The sequence below is a fragment of the Afipia sp. GW822-FHT03D08 genome, from assembly GCF_058801645.1.
Window position 1 is genome coordinate 175452 of the sequence record NZ_JBXANK010000002.1, and the last position, 22630, is coordinate 198081.

Annotated in this window: 18 protein-coding genes; 10 read left to right on the forward strand and 8 right to left on the reverse strand. The window is 61.4% G+C overall.

What is annotated here, in order from left to right:
* The first annotated feature begins 12 nt into the window (after nt 1-12).
* The 5 genes from scpA (at nt 13) to AC1RM7_RS15955 (ending at nt 6701) form a co-directional block, all read left to right on the forward strand.
* Nucleotides 13-2172, forward strand: a complete 2160-nt coding sequence (gene scpA, locus AC1RM7_RS15935) for a methylmalonyl-CoA mutase (RefSeq protein WP_024921695.1) — start codon at nt 13-15, stop codon at nt 2170-2172.
* 24 nt (nt 2173-2196) lie between these two features.
* Nucleotides 2197-3192 (forward strand): methylmalonyl Co-A mutase-associated GTPase MeaB, encoded by a 996-nt coding sequence (gene meaB, locus AC1RM7_RS15940; RefSeq protein ID WP_024921696.1) that lies wholly within the window; start codon nt 2197-2199, stop codon nt 3190-3192.
* Entirely contained in the window at nt 3192-3881 is a 690-nt protein-coding gene (locus AC1RM7_RS15945) for a pyroglutamyl-peptidase I (RefSeq protein WP_492839342.1), read from the forward strand. Before meaB ends, AC1RM7_RS15945 begins: the two co-directional genes overlap by 1 nt.
* A 58-nt stretch (nt 3882-3939) precedes the next feature.
* Nucleotides 3940-5187 (forward strand): multidrug effflux MFS transporter, encoded by a 1248-nt coding sequence (locus tag AC1RM7_RS15950; protein WP_006019799.1) that lies wholly within the window; start codon nt 3940-3942, stop codon nt 5185-5187.
* Nucleotides 5188-5330: 143 nt separating this feature from the next.
* Nucleotides 5331-6701, forward strand: a complete 1371-nt coding sequence (locus tag AC1RM7_RS15955) for a TIGR03808 family TAT-translocated repetitive protein (RefSeq protein ID WP_024921698.1) — start codon at nt 5331-5333, stop codon at nt 6699-6701.
* On the opposite strand, the gene AC1RM7_RS15960 is transcribed toward AC1RM7_RS15955, so the two are convergent.
* From AC1RM7_RS15960 to AC1RM7_RS15975, 4 genes are all read right to left on the reverse strand, one after another.
* Nucleotides 6657-6986 carry a TIGR03809 family protein gene (locus AC1RM7_RS15960; protein ID WP_024921699.1) on the reverse strand — a complete coding sequence of 110 codons (330 nt, stop codon included), beginning with the start codon at nt 6984-6986 and terminating at the stop codon, nt 6657-6659. The genes AC1RM7_RS15955 and AC1RM7_RS15960 overlap by 45 nt on opposite strands.
* A gap of 337 nt (nt 6987-7323) precedes the next feature.
* Nucleotides 7324-8757 carry a S8 family serine peptidase gene (locus tag AC1RM7_RS15965; protein WP_492839340.1) on the reverse strand — a complete coding sequence of 478 codons (1434 nt, stop codon included), beginning with the start codon at nt 8755-8757 and terminating at the stop codon, nt 7324-7326.
* Between the two features lie 166 nt (nt 8758-8923).
* Nucleotides 8924-9598, reverse strand: a complete 675-nt coding sequence (locus tag AC1RM7_RS15970) for a hypothetical protein (protein WP_024921701.1) — start codon at nt 9596-9598, stop codon at nt 8924-8926.
* A complete protein-coding gene (locus AC1RM7_RS15975) occupies nt 9595-10164 on the reverse strand; it encodes a sigma-70 family RNA polymerase sigma factor (protein ID WP_024921702.1) in 570 nt (189 codons plus the stop codon). The genes AC1RM7_RS15970 and AC1RM7_RS15975 overlap by 4 nt, the downstream gene beginning before the upstream one ends.
* A 307-nt stretch (nt 10165-10471) precedes the next feature.
* Here AC1RM7_RS15975 and AC1RM7_RS15980 point away from each other — a divergent pair, with 307 nt between their 5' ends.
* Both AC1RM7_RS15980 and AC1RM7_RS15985 read left to right on the forward strand, forming a co-directional pair.
* Complete coding sequence (locus AC1RM7_RS15980; RefSeq protein ID WP_024921703.1) at nt 10472-11632, forward strand: GGDEF domain-containing protein; 1161 nt, start codon at nt 10472-10474, stop codon at nt 11630-11632.
* 67 nt (nt 11633-11699) lie between these two features.
* Nucleotides 11700-12815, forward strand: a complete 1116-nt coding sequence (locus AC1RM7_RS15985) for a DUF2336 domain-containing protein (protein WP_024921704.1) — start codon at nt 11700-11702, stop codon at nt 12813-12815.
* Nucleotides 12816-12855: 40 nt separating this feature from the next.
* Here the strand turns inward: AC1RM7_RS15985 and AC1RM7_RS15990 are convergent, their stop codons facing one another.
* The gene (locus AC1RM7_RS15990) at nt 12856-13497 is read right to left on the reverse strand and encodes an NrsF family protein (RefSeq protein ID WP_024921705.1); all 642 of its coding nucleotides are present in this window, start codon (nt 13495-13497) and stop codon (nt 12856-12858) included.
* Nucleotides 13498-13499: 2 nt separating this feature from the next.
* On the reverse strand, nt 13500-14045 hold the full coding sequence (locus tag AC1RM7_RS15995) for a sigma-70 family RNA polymerase sigma factor (protein WP_024921706.1): 546 nt from the start codon (nt 14043-14045) through the stop codon (nt 13500-13502).
* A 234-nt stretch (nt 14046-14279) separates the two neighbouring features.
* Here AC1RM7_RS15995 and AC1RM7_RS16000 point away from each other — a divergent pair, with 234 nt between their 5' ends.
* Together AC1RM7_RS16000 and AC1RM7_RS16005 are read left to right on the forward strand one after the other, a co-directional pair.
* Nucleotides 14280-14993: a hypothetical protein gene (locus AC1RM7_RS16000; protein ID WP_024921707.1), complete on the forward strand. Its 714-nt coding sequence runs from the start codon at nt 14280-14282 to the stop codon at nt 14991-14993.
* A 181-nt stretch (nt 14994-15174) separates the two neighbouring features.
* Nucleotides 15175-15954 (forward strand): enoyl-CoA hydratase, encoded by a 780-nt coding sequence (locus AC1RM7_RS16005; protein WP_024921708.1) that lies wholly within the window; start codon nt 15175-15177, stop codon nt 15952-15954.
* Here AC1RM7_RS16005 and AC1RM7_RS16010 read toward each other — a convergent pair.
* Complete coding sequence (locus AC1RM7_RS16010; protein WP_024927736.1) at nt 15951-17804, reverse strand: acetyl-CoA hydrolase/transferase C-terminal domain-containing protein; 1854 nt, start codon at nt 17802-17804, stop codon at nt 15951-15953. The genes AC1RM7_RS16005 and AC1RM7_RS16010 overlap by 4 nt on opposite strands.
* Nucleotides 17805-18081: 277 nt before the next feature.
* On the opposite strand from AC1RM7_RS16010, the gene AC1RM7_RS16015 reads away from it, so the two are divergent.
* Complete coding sequence (locus AC1RM7_RS16015) at nt 18082-19497, forward strand: TolC family outer membrane protein (RefSeq protein WP_006019786.1); 1416 nt, start codon at nt 18082-18084, stop codon at nt 19495-19497.
* A 3-nt stretch (nt 19498-19500) separates the two neighbouring features.
* On the opposite strand, the gene AC1RM7_RS16020 is transcribed toward AC1RM7_RS16015, so the two are convergent.
* Nucleotides 19501-22620 (reverse strand): efflux RND transporter permease subunit, encoded by a 3120-nt coding sequence (locus tag AC1RM7_RS16020; RefSeq protein ID WP_024920568.1) that lies wholly within the window; start codon nt 22618-22620, stop codon nt 19501-19503.
* Between the last annotated feature and the right edge of the window lie 10 nt (nt 22621-22630).

Here is a 22630-nt window from a genome sequence, read left to right on the forward strand (position 1 = left end):
TGAGACAGCAGAATGACCCGCATACCGAACTTCGCCGACGTTGCATTCGAGCCCGCGGCCGTGAAGGGCAGCGAAAGCAACGCGCAGCCGTGGCTTACGCCCGAGGGTCTTCTCGTCAAACCGAGCTACAGCGAAGCCGATCTCAACGGCATCGATTTCCTCGACACATGGCCCGGCATCGCGCCATTCCTGCGCGGTCCCTACCCGACCATGTATGTCAATCAGCCATGGACCGTGCGTCAGTACGCCGGCTTCTCGACGGCGGAAGATTCCAACGCCTTCTATCGCCGCAACCTCGCAGCCGGCCAGAAGGGCCTTTCGGTCGCGTTCGATCTCGCCACCCACCGCGGCTATGACTCCGACCATCCGCGCGTTTCCGGCGACGTCGGCATGGCGGGCGTCGCCATCGACTCCATCTACGACATGCGTACGCTGTTCGCAGGCATCCCGCTCGACCAGATGAGCGTGTCGATGACCATGAACGGCGCGGTGCTGCCGATCCTCGCGCTGTTCGTGGCTGCCGCCGAGGAACAGGGCGTGCCGCCGGAGAAACTTTCGGGCACCATCCAGAACGACATTCTCAAAGAATTCATGGTGCGCAACACCTACATCTATCCGCCGGCTCCCTCGATGCGGATCATCTCGGATATCTTCGCATACACGTCGCAGAAGATGCCGAAGTACAATTCGATTTCGATTTCCGGCTACCACATGCAGGAAGCCGGCGCGACGCAGGATCTCGAACTCGCCTACACGCTCGCCGATGGCGTCGAATATCTCCGCGCCGGATTGGCCGCCGGCCTCGATGTCGATCGCTTCGCCCCCCGACTGTCGTTCTTCTGGGCCATCGGCATGAACTTCTTCATGGAAGTCGCCAAGATGCGCGCGGCCCGGCTGCTGTGGGCCAAGCTGCTGAAGCCGTTCAATCCGAAGGATCCACGCTCGCTGTCGCTGCGCACCCATTGCCAGACATCCGGATGGTCGCTGACCGCGCAGGATGTGTTCAACAACGTGGTCCGCACCAACATCGAGGCGATGGCCGCAACGCAAGGTCACACCCAGTCGCTGCACACCAACGCGCTCGACGAGGCGCTGGCGCTGCCGACAGATTTCTCCGCGCGCATTGCCCGCAACACGCAATTGTTCCTGCAACAGGAAAGCGGCACCACGCGGATCATCGATCCGTGGGGCGGCTCCTATTATGTCGAGCGGCTCACGCACGACCTCGCCGCCAAGGCCTGGGCGCATATTCAGGAAGTCGAGGAACTCGGCGGCATGGCGAAGGCCATTGAGGCCGGTGTACCGAAACTGCGGATCGAGGAAGCCTCGGCCAAAACCCAGGCGCGCATCGACGCAGGGAAGCAGGCCGTGATCGGCGTCAACAAATACAAGCCTGAAAATGAAGCACCGATCGACGTTCTCAAGGTCGAGAATTCCACCGTGCGCCGCCTGCAAATCGACAAGCTGGCGCGCCTTCGTTCCGAACGAAAACAGGCGGATGTCGATGCAGCGCTTGCAGCGCTGACCCGCAGCGCGGGCGAAGGCAACGGCAACCTGCTCGCGCTGGCCATCGACGCGGCGCGCGCCAAGGCCACGGTCGGCGAAATTTCCGATGCGATGGAAAAGGTGTTCGGTCGTCACCGTGCCGAAATCAAATCCATCACCGGCGTTTACAAGCGCGAGGCCGCCACCATGTCGGACCGGGTCGAAAAATTGCAGGCTCTTATCGATGCCTTCGAGGATGCGGAAGGCCGCCGCCCGCGCATTCTGGTCGCGAAGATCGGTCAGGACGGTCACGATCGCGGACAGAAGGTCATCGCGTCGGCCTTCGCCGACGTCGGCTTCGACGTCGACATCGGGCCGCTGTTCGCCACCGCCGACGAGGCGGCGCGGCAAGCCGTCGAAAACGACGTTCACATGCTCGGCTTGTCGTCGCTCGCCGCGGCTCACCTCACAGCCGTTCCGGAGTTGAAGGAAGCGCTCAAGAAGCGCGGCCGCGAAGACATCATGATCATCGTCGGCGGCGTGATCCCGCCGCAGGACTACGATGCCCTTTACAAGGCTGGCGCCGAGGCGATCTTCCCGCCCGGCACGGTCATCGCGGACGCCGCCGAGGAACTGATCCGCAAACTCAACGTGCGGCTCGGGCATTCCAGCGAAGCGGCGGAGTGAGCGGCGATTGAAACAACACCGCGTATGGCCCCGGTGACAGCTTCCCCGAAAGCCTCGCTCCATCTCGCCGATGGCATTCGCTCCGGTGACCGCGCTGCACTGGCACGCGCGATCACGCTGATCGAAAGCCGCCGCGCCGACCATCAGGCGCAGGCGCGCGATCTGGTTCAGGAATTGCTGCCGCTGACAGGCAGCGCGATGCGTGTCGGCATCACCGGCTCGCCGGGCGTCGGCAAATCCACCACCATCGATGCGCTCGGCATGGCGCTGATCGCCAAGGGCCACAAGGTCGCGGTGCTCGCGGTCGATCCTTCATCGGCGCGCACCGGCGGCTCGATCCTCGGCGATAAGACGCGGATGGCGCGGCTCTCCGCCGAAGACAATGCCTTCATCCGCCCTTCCCCGTCATCGGGCACGCTCGGCGGTGTCGCTGCAAAAACGCGCGAAGCGATGCTGCTCTGCGAAGCTGCCGGATTCGACGTGGTGCTGGTGGAAACCGTCGGAATCGGACAATCGGAAACCGCCGTCTGCGACATGACGGATTTCTTCCTGGCGCTGATGTTGCCGGGCGCTGGCGACGAATTGCAGGGCATCAAGAAGGGCCTTGTCGAGCTTGCCGACATGATCGCCGTCAACAAGGCCGATGGCGACAATCTCAAACGCGCGAAAGCGGCCGCTGCCGAATACAACGCCGCGCTTCACATTCTCGCGCCGCGCTCGGAACACTGGTTTCCGCCGGTCCTCACCTATTCCGCACTGACAGGCGACGGGATCGAGGGGCTGTGGGAGAAAATTCTCGCGCATCGGACCGCCATGATCGCGTGCGGCGACTTCGAGACACGGCGGCGGCAACAGCAGGTCAAATGGATGTACACCATCCTCGAGGATCGGCTCCACGCGCGGCTACGCTCCGATCCCGTCATCCGCGCCAAGGTCAAGCAAACCGAAGCCGCAGTGGCCAACGGCCGCATGACGCCCGCAGTCGCTGCGGACACAATTACAGCGCTGCTGGAGCGATGATGGGCGCGAAGCCGCGTATCCTGATCACCGGCTTTCGCCCCTTTCCGGGCGCCCCCTACAATCCGACCGAAAAACTTGTCGAGCGGCTGCTTCGCCTGCGCCGCCCCATGTTCGACGGCATCGAGCGGATCGGACATGTCTTCCCGGTAACCTACAGCGCGGTGGATCGGCAGCTTCCGGTGCTGATTGAAACGCATCGCCCCGATGCGCTTCTGATGTTCGGGCTTGCGACGCGCACGCCGTTCCTCCGCCTCGAAACCCGCGCGCGCAACACCGTCACCCAGATATGGCCCGATGCCGAACACACGGAGGTGCGAAGCCGCACCATCGTGGCGAATTCAGATTCCACACGGCGCTTCGGACCGCACACGCAGCGTCTGCTGCGCGCGGCGCAACTGACAGGCGTGGACGCCCGCCCCTCTCTGAGCGCAGGATATTATCTCTGCAATTATCTAAGCTGGCGGGCGATCGAGGCGACCCATGTTGAGGGCGGCCCTCGCCTCGCGAACTTCGTCCATGTTCCGCTTGTGCCTCGAAGTTCCACCGAGCGCCACGCGCCGGGCCGGATGACGTTTGAGCACCTGGTCGATGCAGGCGAAGCCATGCTGATGGAAATGGCACGTCTGGCGCGACATCAAGCAGCCGGGTTTTTGGCCGCAAATCCGTCTGGCAGCCATACCGGAAGCTAAGTTGTGCGGCGCAATATCGCTCCGTAAGCTGTTGTCTCAGCCTCGCGAGACACGCTTCATGACCGATACCAGCGCCAATGCCTGGGTTTCATCGACCCATCGTCCCATGGGCTTTCGCGAGTTCGTCGCCATCGTGGCCGCGATCATGGCGCTCAACCCGCTCGCCCTGGACCTGATGCTCCCGGCGCTGCCGAACGTGTCGTCGGCATTTCACCTCAGCAACGTCAACCACGCCCAGGCAGTCCTGTCGGTGTTCCTGACCGGCTTCGGCGCCGGACAGTTCATCATGGGCCCGCTGTCGGACCGTTTCGGACGGCGACCGATCCTGCTCGGCGGTCTGATCGTCTATGGCATCGCCAGTCTGCTCGCGATCGTCGCGCCGTCATTTGAAACGCTGCTGCTCGCGCGCGCGTTGCAGGGTCTCGGCACCTCCGCCTCGCGCGTGATCGCCACCTCCATCGTGCGGGACTGCTACAGCGGCCGCAGGATGGCGAGCGTGATGTCGCTTGCGATGATGATCTTCATTTCGGTTCCAGTAATCGCCCCGTCATTCGGCCAGGCCATCATGCTGCTAGCTGAATGGCATGGCATTTTCATCGTCCTGCTGATTTACGGCCTGCTCACGCTGAGCTGGATTGTCATCCGCGTGCCCGAGACGTTGCCGCTCACCGAGCGCAAATCGCTTGCTCCCCGCGAGGTGGCAAAGAATTTCCTTCAGACCCTGACGAACCGGCAAACCTTCGGCTACGCACTGGCTGCCGGCAGCATACAGGGAATTCTGTTCGGCTACGTTCTGTCGTCGCAGCAGATCTTCACGGGTATCTACGGGCTCGGTCACTATTTTCCGCTGGCGTTTGCCGCTATCGCGATCGGTATCGCCGTTGCCGGTTTCCTCAATTCGCGCATCGTCGGCCGCTACGGCATGCGCATGATCTCGCACAGCGCCCTCGTCGGCCAATTGGCCGTTGCCATTGTGATGCTGGTTGCGGCGCTCGCCGGATGGCTGTCCCTGCCTCTGTTCATGGTCCTGTCCACCGCCAGCCTGTTCTCGTTCGGATTGATGTTCTCCAATTTCTCCGCGCTTGCGATGGAGCCTCAGGGACATATCGCCGGAACGGCCTCATCCCTGTTCGGATCGATCACAACCCTGATCGGAATCGGGGTGGGGACGGCCATCGGGCAGACCTATAACGGCACTCTGGTCCCCCTCGCGGTGGGTGGGGTACTGAGTTCGGTCGTCGCGCTTCTCGTTGTGGTCGTAGTCGAGAAAGGCCGCCTGTTTACGCCGCACAACAAGCCGATCTGATCGCTCCCGCGGCTCCATTCCATTAACCCTACTACCGACAATCGCGGGCAAATTCGCGCGGGCGGGCATCGTTCGCTGCATTCCTGCATTAGGTCTTACTGTGCGTTCAGGTGAACCTGGGACGCTGTCAGGCCGAGCATCGCATGGACATCAATCGCCGCAGTCTCATCAACGCCACTGCCGCCGGCGCGGCGGCAGGTGCGCTGGCGGCAACGCCTGATCCTGCGCGCGCGGCTCCGCTGACCTCCACACTAGGGCGTGACGCGACTCAGTACGGCGTGCGGCCAAACAGTCCCGACGATCAAACAAAAACACTTCAGCGCGCTATCGATGCAGCAGCCAATGCGCAGATGCCATTGGCGCTGCCGCCGGGCATCTATCGTACCGGCGCCTTGAGAGTGCCGAATGGCGGCCAGCTCGTCGGCATACGTGGCGCGACCGTTCTCAAGTTTACTGGCGGCGCATCGCTCATCGGCAGCGAGGGTGCGAGCGGCATTACCCTCACCGGCCTTACGCTTGAGGGCGCCGGCATCAAACTGGCCGACCGGCGTGGACTTGTGCATTTCCAGAACGGCCTCGATGTCCGCGTGCAGGACTGCGACATCGTCGGCAGCGGCGGATACGGCATCTGGTTTGAAAGCATCGCGGGCGAAGTCAGCGGCAACACCATCCGCAAGACCGCGAATACGGCGTTCACCTCGTTCGATGCGATGGGGCTGCTCGTTGCACAAAACACGATCCAGGACGCGTCCGACAACGGCATCGAAATCCTTCGGCATACGATCGGCGATGACGGCACGATCGTCGTCAACAACCGCATCGACGATATCAAGGCCGGCCCCGGCGGCTCCGGCCAGCACGGCAACGCCATTAACGCCTTTCGTGCCGGCAATGTCATCGTCAGCGGCAATCGCATCCGCAACTGCGATTATTCCGCCGTGCGTGGCAACTCCGCTTCGAACATCCAGATCACCGGCAACAGCGTCAGCAATGTCCGCGAAGTCGCGCTTTATTCGGAGTTCGCGTTCGAAGGCGCGGTGATCGCCAACAATACCGTCGATATCTGCGCGGTCGGCGTGTCGGTCGCGAATTTCAACGAGGGCGGCCGCATCGCGACCGTCCACGGCAACGTCATCCGGAATATCCTGCCGAAGCGCCCGATCGGCACCGCGCCCGATGACGACGCCGGGATTGGCATCGTGGTGGAGGCGGACGCCGCGGTGACCGGCAACGTCATCGAGAATGCGCCCTCATTCGGAATCATGGCCGGCTGGGGCAAGTACCTCCGCGACGTGACCATCACCGGCAACGTGCTGCGCAACGCCTTTGTCGGCATCGGCGTCTCGGTGGTGCCGGGAGCCGGCACCACGCTGGTCAGCAACAACCTGATCTCAGGATCCAGAGGCGGCGCGATCGTCGGACTCGATCATGCAAAGGCGGTCACAACCGATCTCGGCGCAGACGGAACCTCACGCTTTGCGCAGATTGTCCTTGGCGTTAACGCTGTGCGCTGACGACATGTCTGCGAAAGGCGATGCGGGAATGGCTGAACTTACAGCCTGCGCGATCGCCACTTCCATCGGCTTGTCCTGAACAGGATCGAGAGGCGCAAGTTGCTCCCACGTTTTCAGCGCCGCACGGGCCTCCTGAACGACTTTCAGAAACTCCGTCTCGCTGTAATAAGCCTTCCAGCGCCCGGTTTCATAAAGTTCGACCAGATAATTGAGCCTTCGCTCAGCGAGCATACGCCAGCGCGTCACAACACTTCGCCCCTGCTGGGCGTCGCCAGGATTGGTCATTTCGAATCCGGAAAGTTCTAAAAATCACTTCTGAACAAACATCAAGCAACGCCACGACTCACGCAGCACCGAAACAACGAGAAACAGATAGCGCAACCCGTGCCACACATACATGCAACTTTCGTGACAGGCGTTTGCACAATTCACGAACACGCAAGTATTAACGCACCTGCCGCCTGATCGCGGCCCGAAGCGACTACCGCGACCCTGCCGGCGACGGCACGCGGCCGAGGGTGGATGGGCGCCCGCGCCATTCAGGCTGCAGGAAACGAGGAATTCGTCGCCGGCAGAAGTTGGTCGCAGGAAGGATGTGGCGGGTTCACATCCGGCGGGATTGTCAGCGCTTGTCGCCGTTATCGGATGCCGCAGCCATCGGAGCCGGGACGACCGCCGAAACAGCGCTGAAAGCATCGGCCTGCCCTGCCCCGAACTGATCGTCGCGGCCCTTGGGTCCGAGGTCGCGCGCGGTCGATATCAATGTGGCGCGAACATCGGCAGAAGAAATCCCGGGATTGCGCGCGATCATCAATGCCGCCACGCCGCTGACATAAGCGGCGGACAGCGAGGTGCCGGACGACATCTGATATTTACCGTCGGGTGCCGGCGACAGAATATCCACGCCGGGTGCCGAGATGGCGACATAACTGCCACGATTCGATTGGGCAAAGAGCTTGTCGGACTGGTCGATGGCTGTCACCGCGATCACGTTGCGATCGGCTGCCGGATAGAGCGGCGGAGACTTCGCGCCGGCGTTGCCGGCAGCAGCCACCAGAACGATGCCCTTGGCCGCGGCAGCGGCAAGACCGCGCTCCATGGCGGGATCGTGCGGACCGGCAAAGCTCATGTTGATGATCCGCGCATTCTTCGCGAGCGCATAGTCGAGGCTCTTGAGGATCAGAAACGAGGTGCTTTCAGCACCGCTCTTCTTGTCATCGAACGCCCGGATCGCCAGCAGATGTGAGGACGGCGCCGTTCCCATCAGGCGCGCATGTGCGGCGATGACGCCCGCGATGCTGGTGCCGTGGGGGTGCGGTCCTTCGCCATTGTTGAGCGCGTCGAACGTGCCGGTGATGACGCCCGCCAGTTCAGGATGGGTGACGTCGATTCCTGAATCGATCACGGCAATTGTGACGTCCGCACCGACCGAGAGCGCGTGTGCCTCGGGCAGCCGCATCTTGGCGAGTGCATACTGCATGGGATCGCCCTCGGGTCTGGCGGCTCCCGGCGTTGCATTCTGTTGCAGCTTGAAGATGTTGTTTCGCTGTGCGGCCTTGACGTTGCCGCCGGCGACCAGTTCGCGCACCACGGCATCGACCGAGCGTCCGTCCGGTATCCGCCAGCGAAAGAACGTGCTGTCGGTCAGCGCGAAACTCTGGGACTGAACACGCCTCAGGCGATGGCGCCGCGCGATGTCGTCGGCCTGCGCATCGGTCGGGTTGCCCGCGATCTCGATCAGTACTTCCTTCGCGACGTAGGTATTGTCGATCGCAGCAGGCGTGGACTTCGCTTTGCTTGGGCGTTTACGGGGTGAAATGTCCTCCGGCCCACCCTGATCCAGATTCCGCATGACGCGCGGACGCGGCCCTGGATCGCTGTATCCGTCGTATTGAATGTTCGGCGAGTAACGTATCGTCGGATTGATGTTGATGCGCGGCCCCACATTCATGCTGGGCCCGGTGCGCATGCTCATGCCGCTGTACTGCGCAAATGCCTGCGGCGTTGCCAGCGTCACCACCGCCGCGATCAGAGCAATTGACCGCAACGGCCGCATCCGGCTTTTCGTCCGGATGAAAGATCGTTTGCCCTGGCCTGTCTCGATCATCTGACGTCCTCGCGAATCCATGGCAGCGCCAGCGCGCAGGTAATGGCCCTCGCGCTCTATCGTGGCGTTGCCGCCAAGCCGATTGCCCGATACCCATCGGGCGCGGGATCAAGGACTAGTCAGCACTCACCACCATGCTGACGATCTTTTCGGCCTGCAACCGTGTCATAAGCTGCGCCGCGTCCTGCTTTGACAGCGCTTTGTCGCCGAACTGGACGCGGAACATGCCAGCCTTGGGACCGGAAACGATGGACGCGTTGTAGTTGTTCAGCAACTGGGCGATGTCGTCGGCCTTGGCGTCCGGCGCGAAGCGGATCAGGCCAAACGTGCCCGCGGTCGACTGAGCCGGGAACGCGGCCGTCTGGAAATTGCCGCCCGCGCGATCCTTGACCAGTACGGTTCCAATCACACCCGCCTGCAACAGAACCAGCACCGCACCAGCGACACCTGCATAAGCAAGCGTGCGCGGTGACAAACTGGAGAAGAACCCGACAGCCCGCATCAGCGGATTAAATGACACGCTCTTGCGCGCAGGCTCGGCGTCGATGGCGGCGAACAGCTTTTGCATCGCCCGCGACGACGGCGCACCAAGGCTCTCGTTCAGCAAAATCGTTTCGGCATATTCGTCCTGGATCGCTGCGTATTGGCGCGCCAGATCGGGATCGCTGGCGAGTGCCTCATCGACGCGGCGGGCGTCACGCAGGTTGAGCGTGCCCGCCGCATGGAACGGCAACAGAGCCTCGAGCTCCGTAGGCTCCCGATCGGCGGTTTGCTTGCTTGCGGCAGTCATGGCCAACCTCGCTCTACGCCGGCTGCCTTCAGCAGTTCGGCTAATTTTTTCCGCGCGTAAAACAGGCGCGTCTTTACTGTATTCTCCGGGATGCCCACGATTTCGGCCACTTCTTCCACGGACTTCTCGTGGTAGTAGACGAGATCGACGATCTCCCGATGTTCTGGCGAAAGTGCGGTCAGGCAGTTCCGCAACGCGTTACTCGTGTCCTTCTTGGCGACGGTCACTTCCGGATTGTCGGACGTGTCCTCGATCGCGGCAGCCGTTTCGTCGTCCAGTTCCGCGTCCTTCCTCTTGCGGAGGGCGGACAGGGCCTTGAACCGGGTGATCGCCAGGAGCCACGTAGAGACAGCAGACCGGCCTTCGAACTTGCCGGCCTGACGCCACACATCGAGGAAAACCTCGCTGATGAGGTCCTCCGCGATGGACTCGTTCCTCACGAGCCGCAGCGAGAAGCGAAACACCCGTACATGGTGCCTTCCGTAAAGCACCTGCATGGCGAGCCGGTCACCTTGGGCGATGCGACCGATCAGAACTTCGTCCGACGTCGCGTGGGTTGCACTCAATGGCCGTCTCGCAAGGTTGGTCGCACGCGACTGGAAATGGGTTCGATCAAATCCGTGAAAATCTTCGCGATTTCCCGAAATTGCCGGGATTGGCGAAGCGCAAAATGCCCCTGAATCATGAACAAGGGCAAGTGATGAGACCTATGGATACCAGAGATGGTATTGAATTACCTAGGATTATTCCGGATTGGACGGAATAGTTCTTGAAGCTCTGCGGCTTACCGATCCCGTAAGTCACTCCAATGATACCAAACCTAAAGGCTTTCCCGCCTACAGTCCCGCATTGCTTTTCCTTAACGGCGAGTTCATGCGCGGCGCAGCTTCATCGGCCTCCGGATCCCTGACAGGCGCTCTTGGCCGAAGCCATTCCGCCGTCGAGAGCGAATTGGCGCCGGAGATCCTCGCACGCCGTGCAAGGCAGCGGCGGCAGATGCTCGACATGGTCGGCGTCAGCTACATGATCGACGCCGCGATTCTGCTGATCTACGCCTACGCAGGCGCCACCAGTTTTATGGTCGCACCCGCCTATGGAGCCTGCGGTCTACTGTCGGTGGCTGCGTACATTGCGATTTCGGAAGCCAAGGTCAACGACCGGTTCAGAGATCACTACTTCATCTCGCAGCAAACCAGCATCAGCCTCGGGATCATGCTGCTGTTCATCTACCTGGCGCCCGAAGTCGGCTGCCTCTTCCTTTGCTCCATCTTCCTTGTCTTTACCTTCGCCGCATTGCGGTCCACGCCCCGCCAGACGATCATCGGATGGACGGCCGCAGCCGTCGGCCTGACCGTCCTGTTTCTTCTCTCGGATAGACCCATCGGAATGCCCACCGGCACGCCGCTGGAGCGTTTCGCGACCATGCTGGTTTTCATTCTGGTGCTTGGCCGCGGCATGGTCGTCGGACTGTTCAGCAGTTCGCTGCACGAATCCCTCTACCGTCGCGGCATCGAGCTGAAGGAAGCTTACAAGCGCATCGAAGAACTCGCAGAACTTGACGAACTGACCGGATCGCTCAACCGCCGCAGCATCATGCAAACGCTCGACGAAGAGATCGCCAGCTCCCGGCGCAGCAAGACGCCTTGCGCTGTCGCGTTGATCGATCTCGACTGGTTCAAGCGCATCAACGACCGGTTCGGACATCCTGTCGGCGACGAAGCATTGCGGGCTTTTGCGATCACAGTATTCGCCAATATCCGCAGCATCGACAAATTCGGCCGCTATGGCGGCGAGGAATTCCTGCTCATTCTCCCGGAAACATCCGATGGCGCAGCGATGCGCACCGTCGATCGATTGCGCGCCATCGTAGGCGCGCTCGACTGGAGTGCGATTTCGCAGGACATGAATGTCACAATGTCGGCCGGTGTGGCCATGTTGCGAACGGACGATACCGCGGACAGCATTCTCGCCCGCGCCGATCAGCTTCTTTATCAAGCCAAAGACCTAGGGCGGAACCGGGTTGTCTCAGCCTAGCTTCCATTTACGCCGGCCAAGAACCTGGCTGGCATTTCTCGCTTCGGTGTTTCCAGGACAGAAAGTCATGAGTTCGAGATCGACAGCACGGCCGGCCAATCTTCTCGATGAACTACAGAATGCTCTCGCTCACGGCACTGTGGCACGCCGCGTGGAGACGCTGCGCCGGGTCACCGATCTCTTTCTGTACGGTGTAACGGACTACTCCGACGAGCAGATCAATGTTTTCGATGACGTCTTTCATTGTCTGATCGAAGAAATCGAGACCTCGGCCAAGGCCCTGCTGGCGAAACGAATGGCGCCAGTGCCGAAAGCGCCCCCGCGCCTGATTTACACGCTTGCCTTCGACGACGAGATCGAGATCGCCGCACCAGTGTTGTCGCTGTCAGAGCGGCTGAACGACGATATGCTGATCAAAAACGCGCGCAGCAAAAGCCAGGGCCATATGCTCGCGATTTCGAAACGAAAGGTTCTGAGCGACGCCGTCACCGACGTTCTGGTTGAATGCGGCAACAACGACGTCGTCGAGAGCACCGTCAACAATCCGGGCGCAGAATTCTCTGACAAGGGGTTCACGGAGCTGGTCTCCCGCGCCGAGGGCAATGACAATCTCGCTACTTGTCTTGGCGCACGGCGAGGAATTCCAAGGCCTCACTATCTCAAGCTCATCGCAAGAGCGTCGGACTCAGTACGAGAGCGCCTCCAGGCCGCAAACCCCCGCGCAGCGGACGATATCTCGGCCGCCGTCAAGGAAGCCGCATTCAACGCCGGCCATGGAGCCTCCACACGCGGCGAAACATCTCAGGCGATGCGTCTCGTTAAATCCCTCTTCGACGACGGACGCCTCGACGAAAGGCAGATCGCCGAATTCGCGGCGTCCGGGCGCTTCGAAGAAACAGGTGCCGCGATAGCTGTATGTGCGAATGTTCCGGTCGCGACCGTCGAAAACATGATGATCGAGTCGCGCTCGGAGGGATTGCTGGTCCTCGCCAAGGTCGCAGGGCTATCTTGGATGTCGCTCAAGCTGGTACTTGAAATGTGCGGCAACGCGTCCGGAACCGAGATCGAGAATATCGACGAACACAAGTCAAGCTACGACATGCTCCGCCCTTCAACCGCGCAACAGGTGCTGCGCTTCTACCGGATGCGGCAGGACACCGCGCAGACGGAATCTGCTGTGTGAGGACGATGGCGCCGGGCTTCGCACCGCCCGTCACATGAATTTAGAATCTCAGGACGCGCGAGCCCGCGAGCGCACCAATCGACGCAACGATTGCAGCCGCCATCGAATACCACGTCGCTACGAACATCGGTGAGTCATCGGTGCAGTGCGCCGCGTAAAGTGTTGCAGCCAAACCGGCCGACAGCAATCCGGCGAAAGCTCCGGTCACAGCCGGCCGCGACGGCGCACCGCGCCGCAAGGCTACCAGCGCCGCCGCCAGCAATGGCAGGGACAGCAGCGGGATGGCGACCAGGCAAAGTTTCGAGTTGGAGCCCACCATCCGCGTCGCCATCGGGGCACGATTTGGCATCATCATCATCTCGCCCATCATGCCGATTCCAAGCAATCCGGCCGGAACCGCCAGCAGCCACGCCCAGCGCCCAAGCGAGGCTTCCGGCCGTGAAAGACGCAGGCTGATCACGATAGCGCCCGCGGCCAGCGCGAGGGTGACGGCGAACTTCAGATCGAACATCGGATTGCGCATGGCGGTCATCACGTCGGAGCGCACACCAAGTCCGGCCAGGAACAGCGCAGTAGATACCGGCACCGCAAGCACCAGTGCGGCCAGCAGCAGATGACCGACCGAGCGTTCGTGTGTGTCGTTGTCCGCGGCGAGGGTGCGGATGAGATCGTTGGTGTCCATGGTCATTCTTTCCGCAGTTTGCTTGCGAGACCCGTTAGTCCCCGGTGCAGCGCCACGCGCACAGCGCCCTCGGTCATCGAAAGTTTAGCCGCCGTTTCCTTGATAGATGCACTGTCGACGGCGATCGATTGCAACACGTCCCGCTGCCGCTTCGGCAAGCCGTTGAGATGGGTCGTCACCTCACTCGGCGCCACACTGTCCTCGACCGGCGCACCCGCCAGAGTCTCTGAAAAATCGTCGATGTTGACGAAGACCCGGCGGCCGCGGCGGCGCAGGGCATCGATCAGCTTGTTGCGGGCAATCGCGAACAGCCACGGCGCGAACGGGGCGTTGGCGTCCCAGGTATGCCGCTTCAAATGCACCGCTAACAAAATGTCCTGCACGATGTCCTCGGACTGGTCGACCGGCTGACCGGCTCTCGCCAGACCGCGGCGCGCCCCTGCTCGCAGGACCGGCGTCACGGCCTTGAGGAGGCGATGATATGCGGCGTTGTCTCCGGCATTGGCCGATCGCATCAGATCGGTCCACTCGTCCTCACGTCCGCGCACGCGCGCTCCTATCAAGGCAATTCGCTCCTGTTCCTAAAGTGTTACGGGGAGAAATTGCAATCACGCAATCGTGAACGAATTGGTTCCCGAGACCGAACGAGGCTGCGCGGGGGCTCCGGCTGTGGGCCTTTTTTAGGGCAAAAGATCACAAGATTCCCTCTTTCTGCCGTCCTGTGGCCATTCCGCACCGGTCTGTTCCCTGTGCTGGAGGCTCTGGCAAAAGGGGAAATTGCCATGCGGATTAGGAGTGCAGGATTAGCGGCGCTGGTCGCTGCCGCCGGAATCTGGATGAGCTTTTCAGTCGAGCCGGCGATGGCCGCCAAATCGACAACCAAGACTGAAAAAGCCGCGAAGGTCACCTCGGCCAACCGTCCCGTTGTTCTCTCCAAATTCAAAAAGCAGCGCGTGGCTGCGAAGAAATCCAAATCAGCGCGATACGCCACCAAGTCAACGCGATACGCGAAGAAGGCAGGATCGAAGGTCTCGTCGAAGATTATCGAGGCTCCCGAGACATGGGAGGACAAGCCGGCGCGTAGCGAGGCCAAGACCGCCAGTCAGAACAAGACCGAGTTGCCGGCTTCGGTCGCCAATGCCCGCGCCCAGGCCCTGGCGGAAGACCAGGCGAGGAATTTCGCCGCTCTCGACAGCACCGATGCTCCGGTCGTGGACGGCATGCAGCTTGCTGCCGCCGACCAACTGACCGATGCCGACCGCGCTGCGACGGCCGAGACCGCGCAGGATTCCGGCGCTCCGGCCGCCCCCGTCGCAGTTCAGCCGGCGCCGGTCCAGAGCGGCAAGATCATCCGGGCGACATCGGCATCGGAAAAGCCCGTATTCAAGACTGATGACGGGGACCCGTGGAGCAAGACATCGCTGATCGGCAAGATCTTCATCGCGTTCGGAAGCCTGCTGACACTGGCATCGGCGGCCCGCCTGCTGATCAGCTGACGCAAACACCGTCTGCATCAGACGCAAACGCCGGTCCGCAGCCTTGCGAACCGGCGTTTTTGTTGCGCACGTGACGATCAGCCCTGACATCCCCGGTCTTGCAGAGACCAGCCCCGGAAGGCACATTGCCGCCCAACGGCGCGCAGGCGCTAATCCTCAGACATCCTTCAAGGGGCGAAACATGTCAGCATTCGAGCACATCATCGTTGAGACCAGGGGCGCGGTCGGCATCGTGCAGATCAACCGGCCCAAGATGCTCAACGCTCTCTCCTTTGGTGTCTTCAAGGAAATTGCGATCGCGATCGATCAGCTCGAGGCCAATAATGCTGTCGGCTGCATTGTCGTCACTGGCAACGAAAAGGCATTCGCCGCCGGCGCGGACATCAAGGAAATGCAGCCGAAGAAATTCATCGACATGTTCAGCGAAGACTTCATGGATATCGGCGGCGATCGCGTTGCGACTTGCAAGAAGCCGACCATCGCGGCTGTCAGCGGCTATGCGCTCGGCGGCGGCTGCGAACTTGCGATGATGTGCGACATCATCATCGCGTCCGACACCGCTAAATTCGGTCAGCCCGAAATTACGCTCGGCACCATTCCGGGCCTTGGCGGCACGCAGCGGCTGACGCGCGCGGTCGGCAAATCCAAGGCGATGGACCTGTGCCTGACCGGCCGCATGATGGATGCGGCGGAGGCCGAGCGCTCGGGCCTCGTCAGCCGTATTTTCCCCGCCGATAAGCTGATGGAAGAAGTGCTCGCGATCGCGGAGAAGATCGCATCGATGTCGCAGCCTGCGGTCGCGATGGCAAAGAGCGCCGTCAACCGCGCGCTGGAAACACCGCTCGCCGAAGGCATGAATGTCGAGGGCGATCTGTTCCACGCGACGTTTGCGCTTGAGGATCGTTCAGAAGGCATGGCCGCTTTCATCGAGAAGCGGAAGCCGAACTTCAAGCACCGCTAGGTCTGGCTGCTCCGCGCCAGCGCGGCGATCAGCAGGGCGCGATAGAACCGGTCGGCAAAGGATGCCGGCCGTTCGAGTTGCATCCGCGCAAGACATGCTGCCAGTTCGGCGGAATGGTTGGCGCGGCGGCCTTCCCATGCCAGTCCGAGCAAAGCCAGCGGACTGGCAGTCGCCTCCTTCAGAATCTGAAGGGCCGGGATCAGCCGCTGTTCGACGTCCGTGAAGTCGCTGCCGAAGGGGAATGCCGGCAGCAATCCGGCATCAAGTGACGGCTTCAGGGCTGCGGCGACGCGGTCCGGGAAATTCTCGCGGTGGACGGCCGGAATCTCGTATGCCGTTGGCAGTTTGCCCGCCTCTTTCGCCTGCCGCATCAGTTCGCCTTGAAATCGCGTATCCGTCACATTCAGCATCGCCGCGATCACATCGGCATCCGACTGGCCGCGAAGATCGGCAACGCCGTATTCGGTGACAATAACATCGCGCAGGTGACGCGGGATCGTGCTGTGCCCGTAGGACCAACGCACATTGGACGCGACTTTCTTGCCGGAACCGCGCGTCGATTCCAGCGTCAGCATCGAGCGTGCGCCCTCGAGCGCAAAGGCCTGCGCCACGAAATTATACTGACCGCCGACGCCGCTCACGACCTGACCGTTATCGAGACCGTCGGAGACCACGGCTCCCATCAACGTCGCCATCATCGCGTTGTTGACAAACCGTGCATCGACACGCGCTCGCCGCTTGGCATCCTCGGCGCCATAGAGCTGATTGGTGAATGAGACCGGCACCATCTGGATGCGTTCGATCTGCTCAGGCTTCATTTCACGCAGAGCACGGTAGAAGGATTTCGGGCCGAGGAAGAAAGCGGCGTGCAGGAGTGCGCCATCGACCTCGCGCTTGAGCACGCCGGCATCGATCAGCGCGAGAAACGCCTCGAAAAACATTTCACTGACGCCGTAAAGACCAGCCGTGAATGGTCCTGCCTCGCGCAACGCCTGCCCCGGAGCCAACCGTGACATGATTTCGCGATAGGCTGCACTATCACGATGACGAACGATCAATCCTTGTGCGAGCGCATCGCCGACCTGTCCAATACCGATCTGCAAGGTGCCGCCATCGCGGATCAATCCCGCAGAATGCAGCCCGATGGCGTACTTGGTGTCCGAGATCGGCTCTGATGGCGGCGCGAACAGCGGGAAATCGGTCTCCGGACTTTCCAGCACCGCATGAAATTCATCCCCCGCCAGATCGCCCTGCCCCGGCATGAACGGCAGTTCGGAGTTCACCTGCCCCACAATCTTGAACGCGATCCGGCCCTCGGCGCGCGCCCGCATCAGATCGAGCGTGGTGTCGGTATTGCCGCTGAGGCTGTATCTGGTCTGGCCGTCGACGATGCGCTTGGCCACCAGTTGGGCGATCACGTTGACGCCGCGGGTCAGCAAGTATGACGAAGCGTGGGTGTAGTTCGCCGAGATATAGTGCTGTTGCGCATAGGCATTGCCGAGCCACTTGCCTGCAAGGAAGAAGAATTCGACGATCTCGATATTCGGCGGGAGTGCCCGGGCATGCAGTGCCTTGGCGTAATCCAGATCCGGGTAGCCGCCGAACAGCCGGTCTATCACGGGTCCGATAAATCGCCGTTCGAGATCGGCCGACGGTGCCGGCTTCTCAAGTGTCAACGCTGTGAAAATGGTCAGATGGATCGAGCGGTCATTCAGAGCCCGCCGAAACAACGCATTGACGATGTGATTCGCCTTGCCGAGGCCCAAAGGCAGACCGACCACAAGCCTTGGTCCGACCTCGCGAATGATATCGTCCGCGATCGCCTCAGGGTCGGAGAAGATTCTTGGCATCGGATGTCTGCTAGTCCACTCCGCCGGACAGGCCGCTGTCATCGCATAAGGGCGCGCGACACTTAGCCACCGTGCCGGAATTTCACCGTAGGACATTGATCGGTCAAGACAATACCGGCCTGGTTGATAACAAAGCGGTGTACATAGTCACAGTCGGCGATTTTCTGTGTTCAGAGGTTTGCCCGAGCGAACATCGGCCTCTAAACAGTGTACGAATGAAGCTGCCGGATGGTGCAATCCCACCGCTGCTGTGAATCTCGGATTGTTACGGAAAACGATGGCTCGGCGTTCTTCAGGGTTTGGTGGCGTAGGCTGGCGCCTTGGTGTGTCGGGCGTCGCTATCGGTCTCGCGCTATCTGCCGGATTCGGGGCGCAGGCCCGGGCCGAGACGCTGAACGAGGCGCTGGTCAAAGCCTATCAGTCCAATCCGCAGCTCAATGCCGGCCGAGCCCAGCAGCGCGCCACCGACGAAAACGTGCCGCAGGCGCTGGCCGGCTATCGTCCGCAGATCGTCGCGAGTCTCAGCGCCGGATTGCAACCGGTTCGCAATCTGCTTCTGGATAACACCATCCAGACCGCGACCCTGAAGCCGTGGACCATCGGCGTGACGGTCACGCAAAACCTGTTTAACGGCTTCAAAACCTCCAACAGCGTCCGTGTTGCGGAATTTCAGGTGCTGTCCGGCCGGGAGGCCTTGCGCAACACCGGTCAGGGCGTCCTGCTCGATGCCGTCACCGCGTACATGAACGTGATCTCGAATCAGGCTCTGGTCGAGACCCAGCGCGGCAACGTCGCATTCCTGCGTGAGACCCTCGGCATTACCAAGAAGCGCCTCGACGCCGGCGACGTTACCCCGACCGACACCGCTCAGGCCGAGGCGCGGCTGAGCCGGGGCCTCGCAGACCTCAACGCTGCGGAAGTCGCGCTGGAAACCAGCCGCGCCATCTATGCGCAGGTGATCGGCAACATGCCCGGCAGCCTTGCACCGGCTCAGACGGTCGACCGCTTTGTTCCGAAAAGCCGGCAGGACGCCATCGACAGCTCGATTCGCGAAAATCCCGCGGTCATCGCAGCGACCTACGACGTCGATGTTGCCACCACCACCATAAGCGTCGCCGAAAGCAGCCTGCTGCCCCAGTTAAATGTGCAGGGCAACGTCAACCGCAGCACAGACGGCGACCCCAATCTCGGCACTAAGCGCGCCGATCAGGCGTCCGTGGTCGGTGCCCTCACCGTGCCGATCTATGACGGCGGAACGGCGGCCTCGCAGACGCGCCAAGCCAAGGAAACCGCGGTCCAGAGCCGGCTCGTGCTGGAACAGGTCAGAAATCAGGCCCGCACTGCGGCCATCAGCGCCTGGATCAGCAGTGAGGGCACCAAGGTCGCGCTGGCCGCCGCCGAAGCCGAGGTGAAGTCGGCGAACATCGCCTTGCAGGGCGTCCGGCGCGAGGCGCAGGCCGGACAGCGCACCACCATCGATGTGCTCAATTCACAGCAGGATCTCACGGCCGCGCGGTCCCGCCAGATTCTGGCACAGCGCGACCGCGTGATCGCCTCCTATACCCTGCTGAGCGCAATCGGCCGTCTCGACGTCAGAACACTTGGCCTCAGTACGCCGGACTACCTGCCCGAGGTCCACTATCATCAGGTCCGCGACGCCTGGCACGGCGTACGCACGCCGTCGGGACGATAGCTCTTAGCGCACCCGGCGCGAGAACATCAAAATCAGGACCGGCAGCGTGATCAGGATGACCAGCGGCGCCACCGCCATGCCGGTCACGACCACCACCGCGAGCGGCTTTTGCACCTGAGACCCGATTCCTTCCGACATGGCTGCCGGCAGAAGACCAATGCCTGCGACGACGCAGGTCATCAGCACCGGGCGCAACTGAAGCTCGCCGGTCCTTATCACCGCCCTGACGCGATTGTATCCCTCGTCAATAAGCTGGTTGTATTGCGACAGAATGATGATGCCATCCATCACTGCAATGCCCATCAGCGCGATGAATCCGATCGCCGCTGACACGCTGAACGGAATGCCGCTGAACAGCAATCCAAGCACACCGCCGAAGATCGCCATCGGAATCACACTCATCGCCAAGAGAGTGTCGGGCATCGATCCGAAGTTGAACCACAGCAGAATGGCGATCAGAGCAAGACTAATCGGCACCACGATAGACAACCGGCGGATCGCATCCTGAAGATTTCCGAACTCTCCCACCCATTCCATATGCGAGCCGGCAGGAAGCTGGACCTGCTCGGCCACCTTGTCCTGCGCCTCCTGAATGGCGCTGCCAAGGTCGCGCTCGCGCACCGAGAACTTGATCGGCAGATATCGCTCCTGCTGTTCGCGATAGATATAGGCCGCGCCGGATACGAGTTTGATTGAAGCTACTTCCGAGAGGGGAACCTGCTGGATCCCGTTCGGTCCCTGCGCGCCGATGCGCAGATTTTGAATCGCTTCGGCGCTCTTGCGGTATTCAGGCGCAAGGCGAACCACAATCGGAAAATGACGGTCGCTGCCGGGCTCGTACAGATCGCCCGCGCTGTCACCGCCAATCGCGACACGGATGGTCGCGTTGATGTCACCCGGCGAGAGGCCATACCGTGCGGCCCGTGCGCGATCGATGTCGATCTGGATCGTGGGCTGCCCCAGCGATGTAAAAACCGACAAGTCAGTGATGCCCTTCACCGTCGAGAGCACCGACTTGATCTTGTTGGCGGTCTTGGTCAATTCCTCAAGATCGCTGCCATACAGCTTGATCGAGTTCTCGCCCTTCACGCCGGACACAGCTTCGGCGACGTTATCCTGCAGATACTGCGAGAAATTGAACTCGACGCCGGGAAATCTCTTCTGGAGTTGCCCCAGAAGATCGCTCGTCAGGTCGTCCTTGTCGCGCGATCCCGGCCATTCGTTGATCGGCTTCAGCGGCGCAAAGAATTCCGCATTGAACAGACCTGCCGCATCGGTGCCGTCGTCGGGCCGACCGTGTTGCGATACGACCGATTCCACCTCCGGCCGCGAGCGGATGAGCTTTCGCATTTCGTTGACGTAGGAGTTGCCTTCCTCGAGCGAAATGGTCGGTGGAAGTGTCGCGCGGATCCAGAGATTGCCTTCTTCGAGTTTCGGCAGAAATTCGAGACCCAGCATCCGCACAGCAACGAATGTGAGGATGACGAGTAATCCCGCAGAAGCCATTACGATCCGCCGGCTGCTGATCGCCCAATGCAGCAGCGGCATATAAACGCGATGCAGCCATTGCATGATGCGGGTTTCAGTTTCCTGGATATGCGCAGGAAGAATGATCGCGCTCAGCGCCGGAGTGATCGTGAAGGTCGCGAGCAATCCGCCCGCCAGGGCATAGGCGTAGGTCTTTGCCATCGGTCCGAAAATGTGACCTTCGACGCCGCTCAGCGTGAACAGCGGCAGGAACGCCGCGATAATGATCGCCGCAGCAAAGAAGATCGACCGGGAGACGTCGGCCGCCGCGCTGAGAATGGCATGGGCTTTCATGCCCATAATGGTTTCCGGCGAGATGACCCGCTCTTCAGACGCGGACAGTACGGTGGTCTGCGATAGTCTGCGGAAAATGGCCTCGACCATAATGACCGTGCCATCCACGATGAGACCGAAGTCGATGGCGCCCACCGACAGAAGGTTGGCGGATTCACCGCGCAGCACCATGATGATGACGGCAAAAAACAGCGCGAACGGAATCGTGGCGCCCACGATCACCGCGCTGCGCAGATTACCCAGGAACAGCCACTGCAGCAGGACGATCAGAAGGATGCCCACCACCATATTGTGGAGTACGGTGTGCGTCGTGGTGTCGATCAGATCCTTGCGATCATAGATGCGTTCTATCCGCACGCCCGGCGGCAAGATATTCGAGTTGTTGATCGTTGAGACAAGCTTTTCCACGCGCGCGATGGTCGGCGAGCTCTGCTCGCCACGGCGCATCAATACGATGCCCTGAACGATATCGTCGTCCGCGTTCATGCCGGCGACGCCGAGACGCGGCTTCTCGCCCACCGTCACGGTTGCAATGTCACGCACCAGCACGGGATTGCCGCCGCTTTGCGAGATCATGGTGGTGGCCAGATCGTCGATGGAGCGGATCAGGCCGACGCCGCGAACAACCGCGGACTGCGTGCCGATGTTGACGGTGTTGCCGCCGACATTGATATTGGCGTTGCCGACGGCCTGCAGCACCTGCGGCAGCGTCAGGCCGAATGCCGTCAGCTTGTTGAAATCTACCTGAAGCTCGTAGGTCTTGGTCTTGCCGCCCCAACTCGTGACATCGATCACGCCGGGCACGCTGCGGAAGCGGCGTTGCAGCACCCAGTCCTGCAACGTCTTCAAGTCCAGAACACTGTAGTTCGGCGGTCCGACCAGCCGATAGCGGAAGATTTCGCCGATCGGGCTCAACGGAGAAATCTGCGGCTGCACATTGCCCGGCAAGGGGCTGAGCTGCGACAGGCGATTGAGCACCTGCTGCAAGGCTTCGTCGTAGGTATAATCGAATGAAAACTGAAGTTTGACGTCCGACAGACCGTAAAGCGAGATGGTACGCAGCGTCCGCAGGTTCTTCAGACCCGCGACCTGCGTTTCGATCGGAATGGTGATGTAACGTTCAATTTCCTCGGCCGACAGGCCGGGACTTTGCGTCACGATGTCGACCATCGGCGGCGTGGGGTCGGGGTAGGCCTCGATGTTCAACTGCTGGAAGGCGATGACACCGCCGACCATCGTGATGACGAACAGCGCCACCATGAGGTAGCGGCGGTTTACAGCAAGAGCGACAAGGCGATCCATCGAGACCGGT

What these genes read in the sequence shown, in the direction of transcription:
- meaB (WP_024921696.1), top strand. Translation starts at nt 2,197, where the DNA reads ATGGCCCCGGTGACAGCTTCCCCGAAAGCCTCGCTCCATCTCGCCGAT.
- AC1RM7_RS15950 (WP_006019799.1), top strand. Translation starts at nt 3,940, where the DNA reads ATGACCGATACCAGCGCCAATGCCTGGGTTTCATCGACCCATCGTCCC.
- AC1RM7_RS15985 (WP_024921704.1), top strand. Translation starts at nt 11,700, where the DNA reads ATGAGTTCGAGATCGACAGCACGGCCGGCCAATCTTCTCGATGAACTA.
- AC1RM7_RS15980 (WP_024921703.1), top strand. Translation starts at nt 10,472, where the DNA reads ATGCGCGGCGCAGCTTCATCGGCCTCCGGATCCCTGACAGGCGCTCTT.
- AC1RM7_RS15945 (WP_492839342.1), top strand. Translation starts at nt 3,192, where the DNA reads ATGGGCGCGAAGCCGCGTATCCTGATCACCGGCTTTCGCCCCTTTCCG.
- AC1RM7_RS15970 (WP_024921701.1), bottom strand. Translation starts at nt 9,598, where the DNA reads ATGACTGCCGCAAGCAAGCAAACCGCCGATCGGGAGCCTACGGAGCTC.
- AC1RM7_RS16010 (WP_024927736.1), bottom strand. Translation starts at nt 17,804, where the DNA reads ATGCCAAGAATCTTCTCCGACCCTGAGGCGATCGCGGACGATATCATT.
- AC1RM7_RS15965 (WP_492839340.1), bottom strand. Translation starts at nt 8,757, where the DNA reads ATGCGGCCGTTGCGGTCAATTGCTCTGATCGCGGCGGTGGTGACGCTG.
- AC1RM7_RS15990 (WP_024921705.1), bottom strand. Translation starts at nt 13,497, where the DNA reads ATGGACACCAACGATCTCATCCGCACCCTCGCCGCGGACAACGACACA.
- scpA (WP_024921695.1), top strand. Translation starts at nt 13, where the DNA reads ATGACCCGCATACCGAACTTCGCCGACGTTGCATTCGAGCCCGCGGCC.
- AC1RM7_RS16005 (WP_024921708.1), top strand. Translation starts at nt 15,175, where the DNA reads ATGTCAGCATTCGAGCACATCATCGTTGAGACCAGGGGCGCGGTCGGC.
- AC1RM7_RS15955 (WP_024921698.1), top strand. Translation starts at nt 5,331, where the DNA reads ATGGACATCAATCGCCGCAGTCTCATCAACGCCACTGCCGCCGGCGCG.
- AC1RM7_RS16000 (WP_024921707.1), top strand. Translation starts at nt 14,280, where the DNA reads ATGCGGATTAGGAGTGCAGGATTAGCGGCGCTGGTCGCTGCCGCCGGA.
- AC1RM7_RS15960 (WP_024921699.1), bottom strand. Translation starts at nt 6,986, where the DNA reads ATGACCAATCCTGGCGACGCCCAGCAGGGGCGAAGTGTTGTGACGCGC.
- AC1RM7_RS16020 (WP_024920568.1), bottom strand. Translation starts at nt 22,620, where the DNA reads ATGGATCGCCTTGTCGCTCTTGCTGTAAACCGCCGCTACCTCATGGTG.
- AC1RM7_RS16015 (WP_006019786.1), top strand. Translation starts at nt 18,082, where the DNA reads ATGGCTCGGCGTTCTTCAGGGTTTGGTGGCGTAGGCTGGCGCCTTGGT.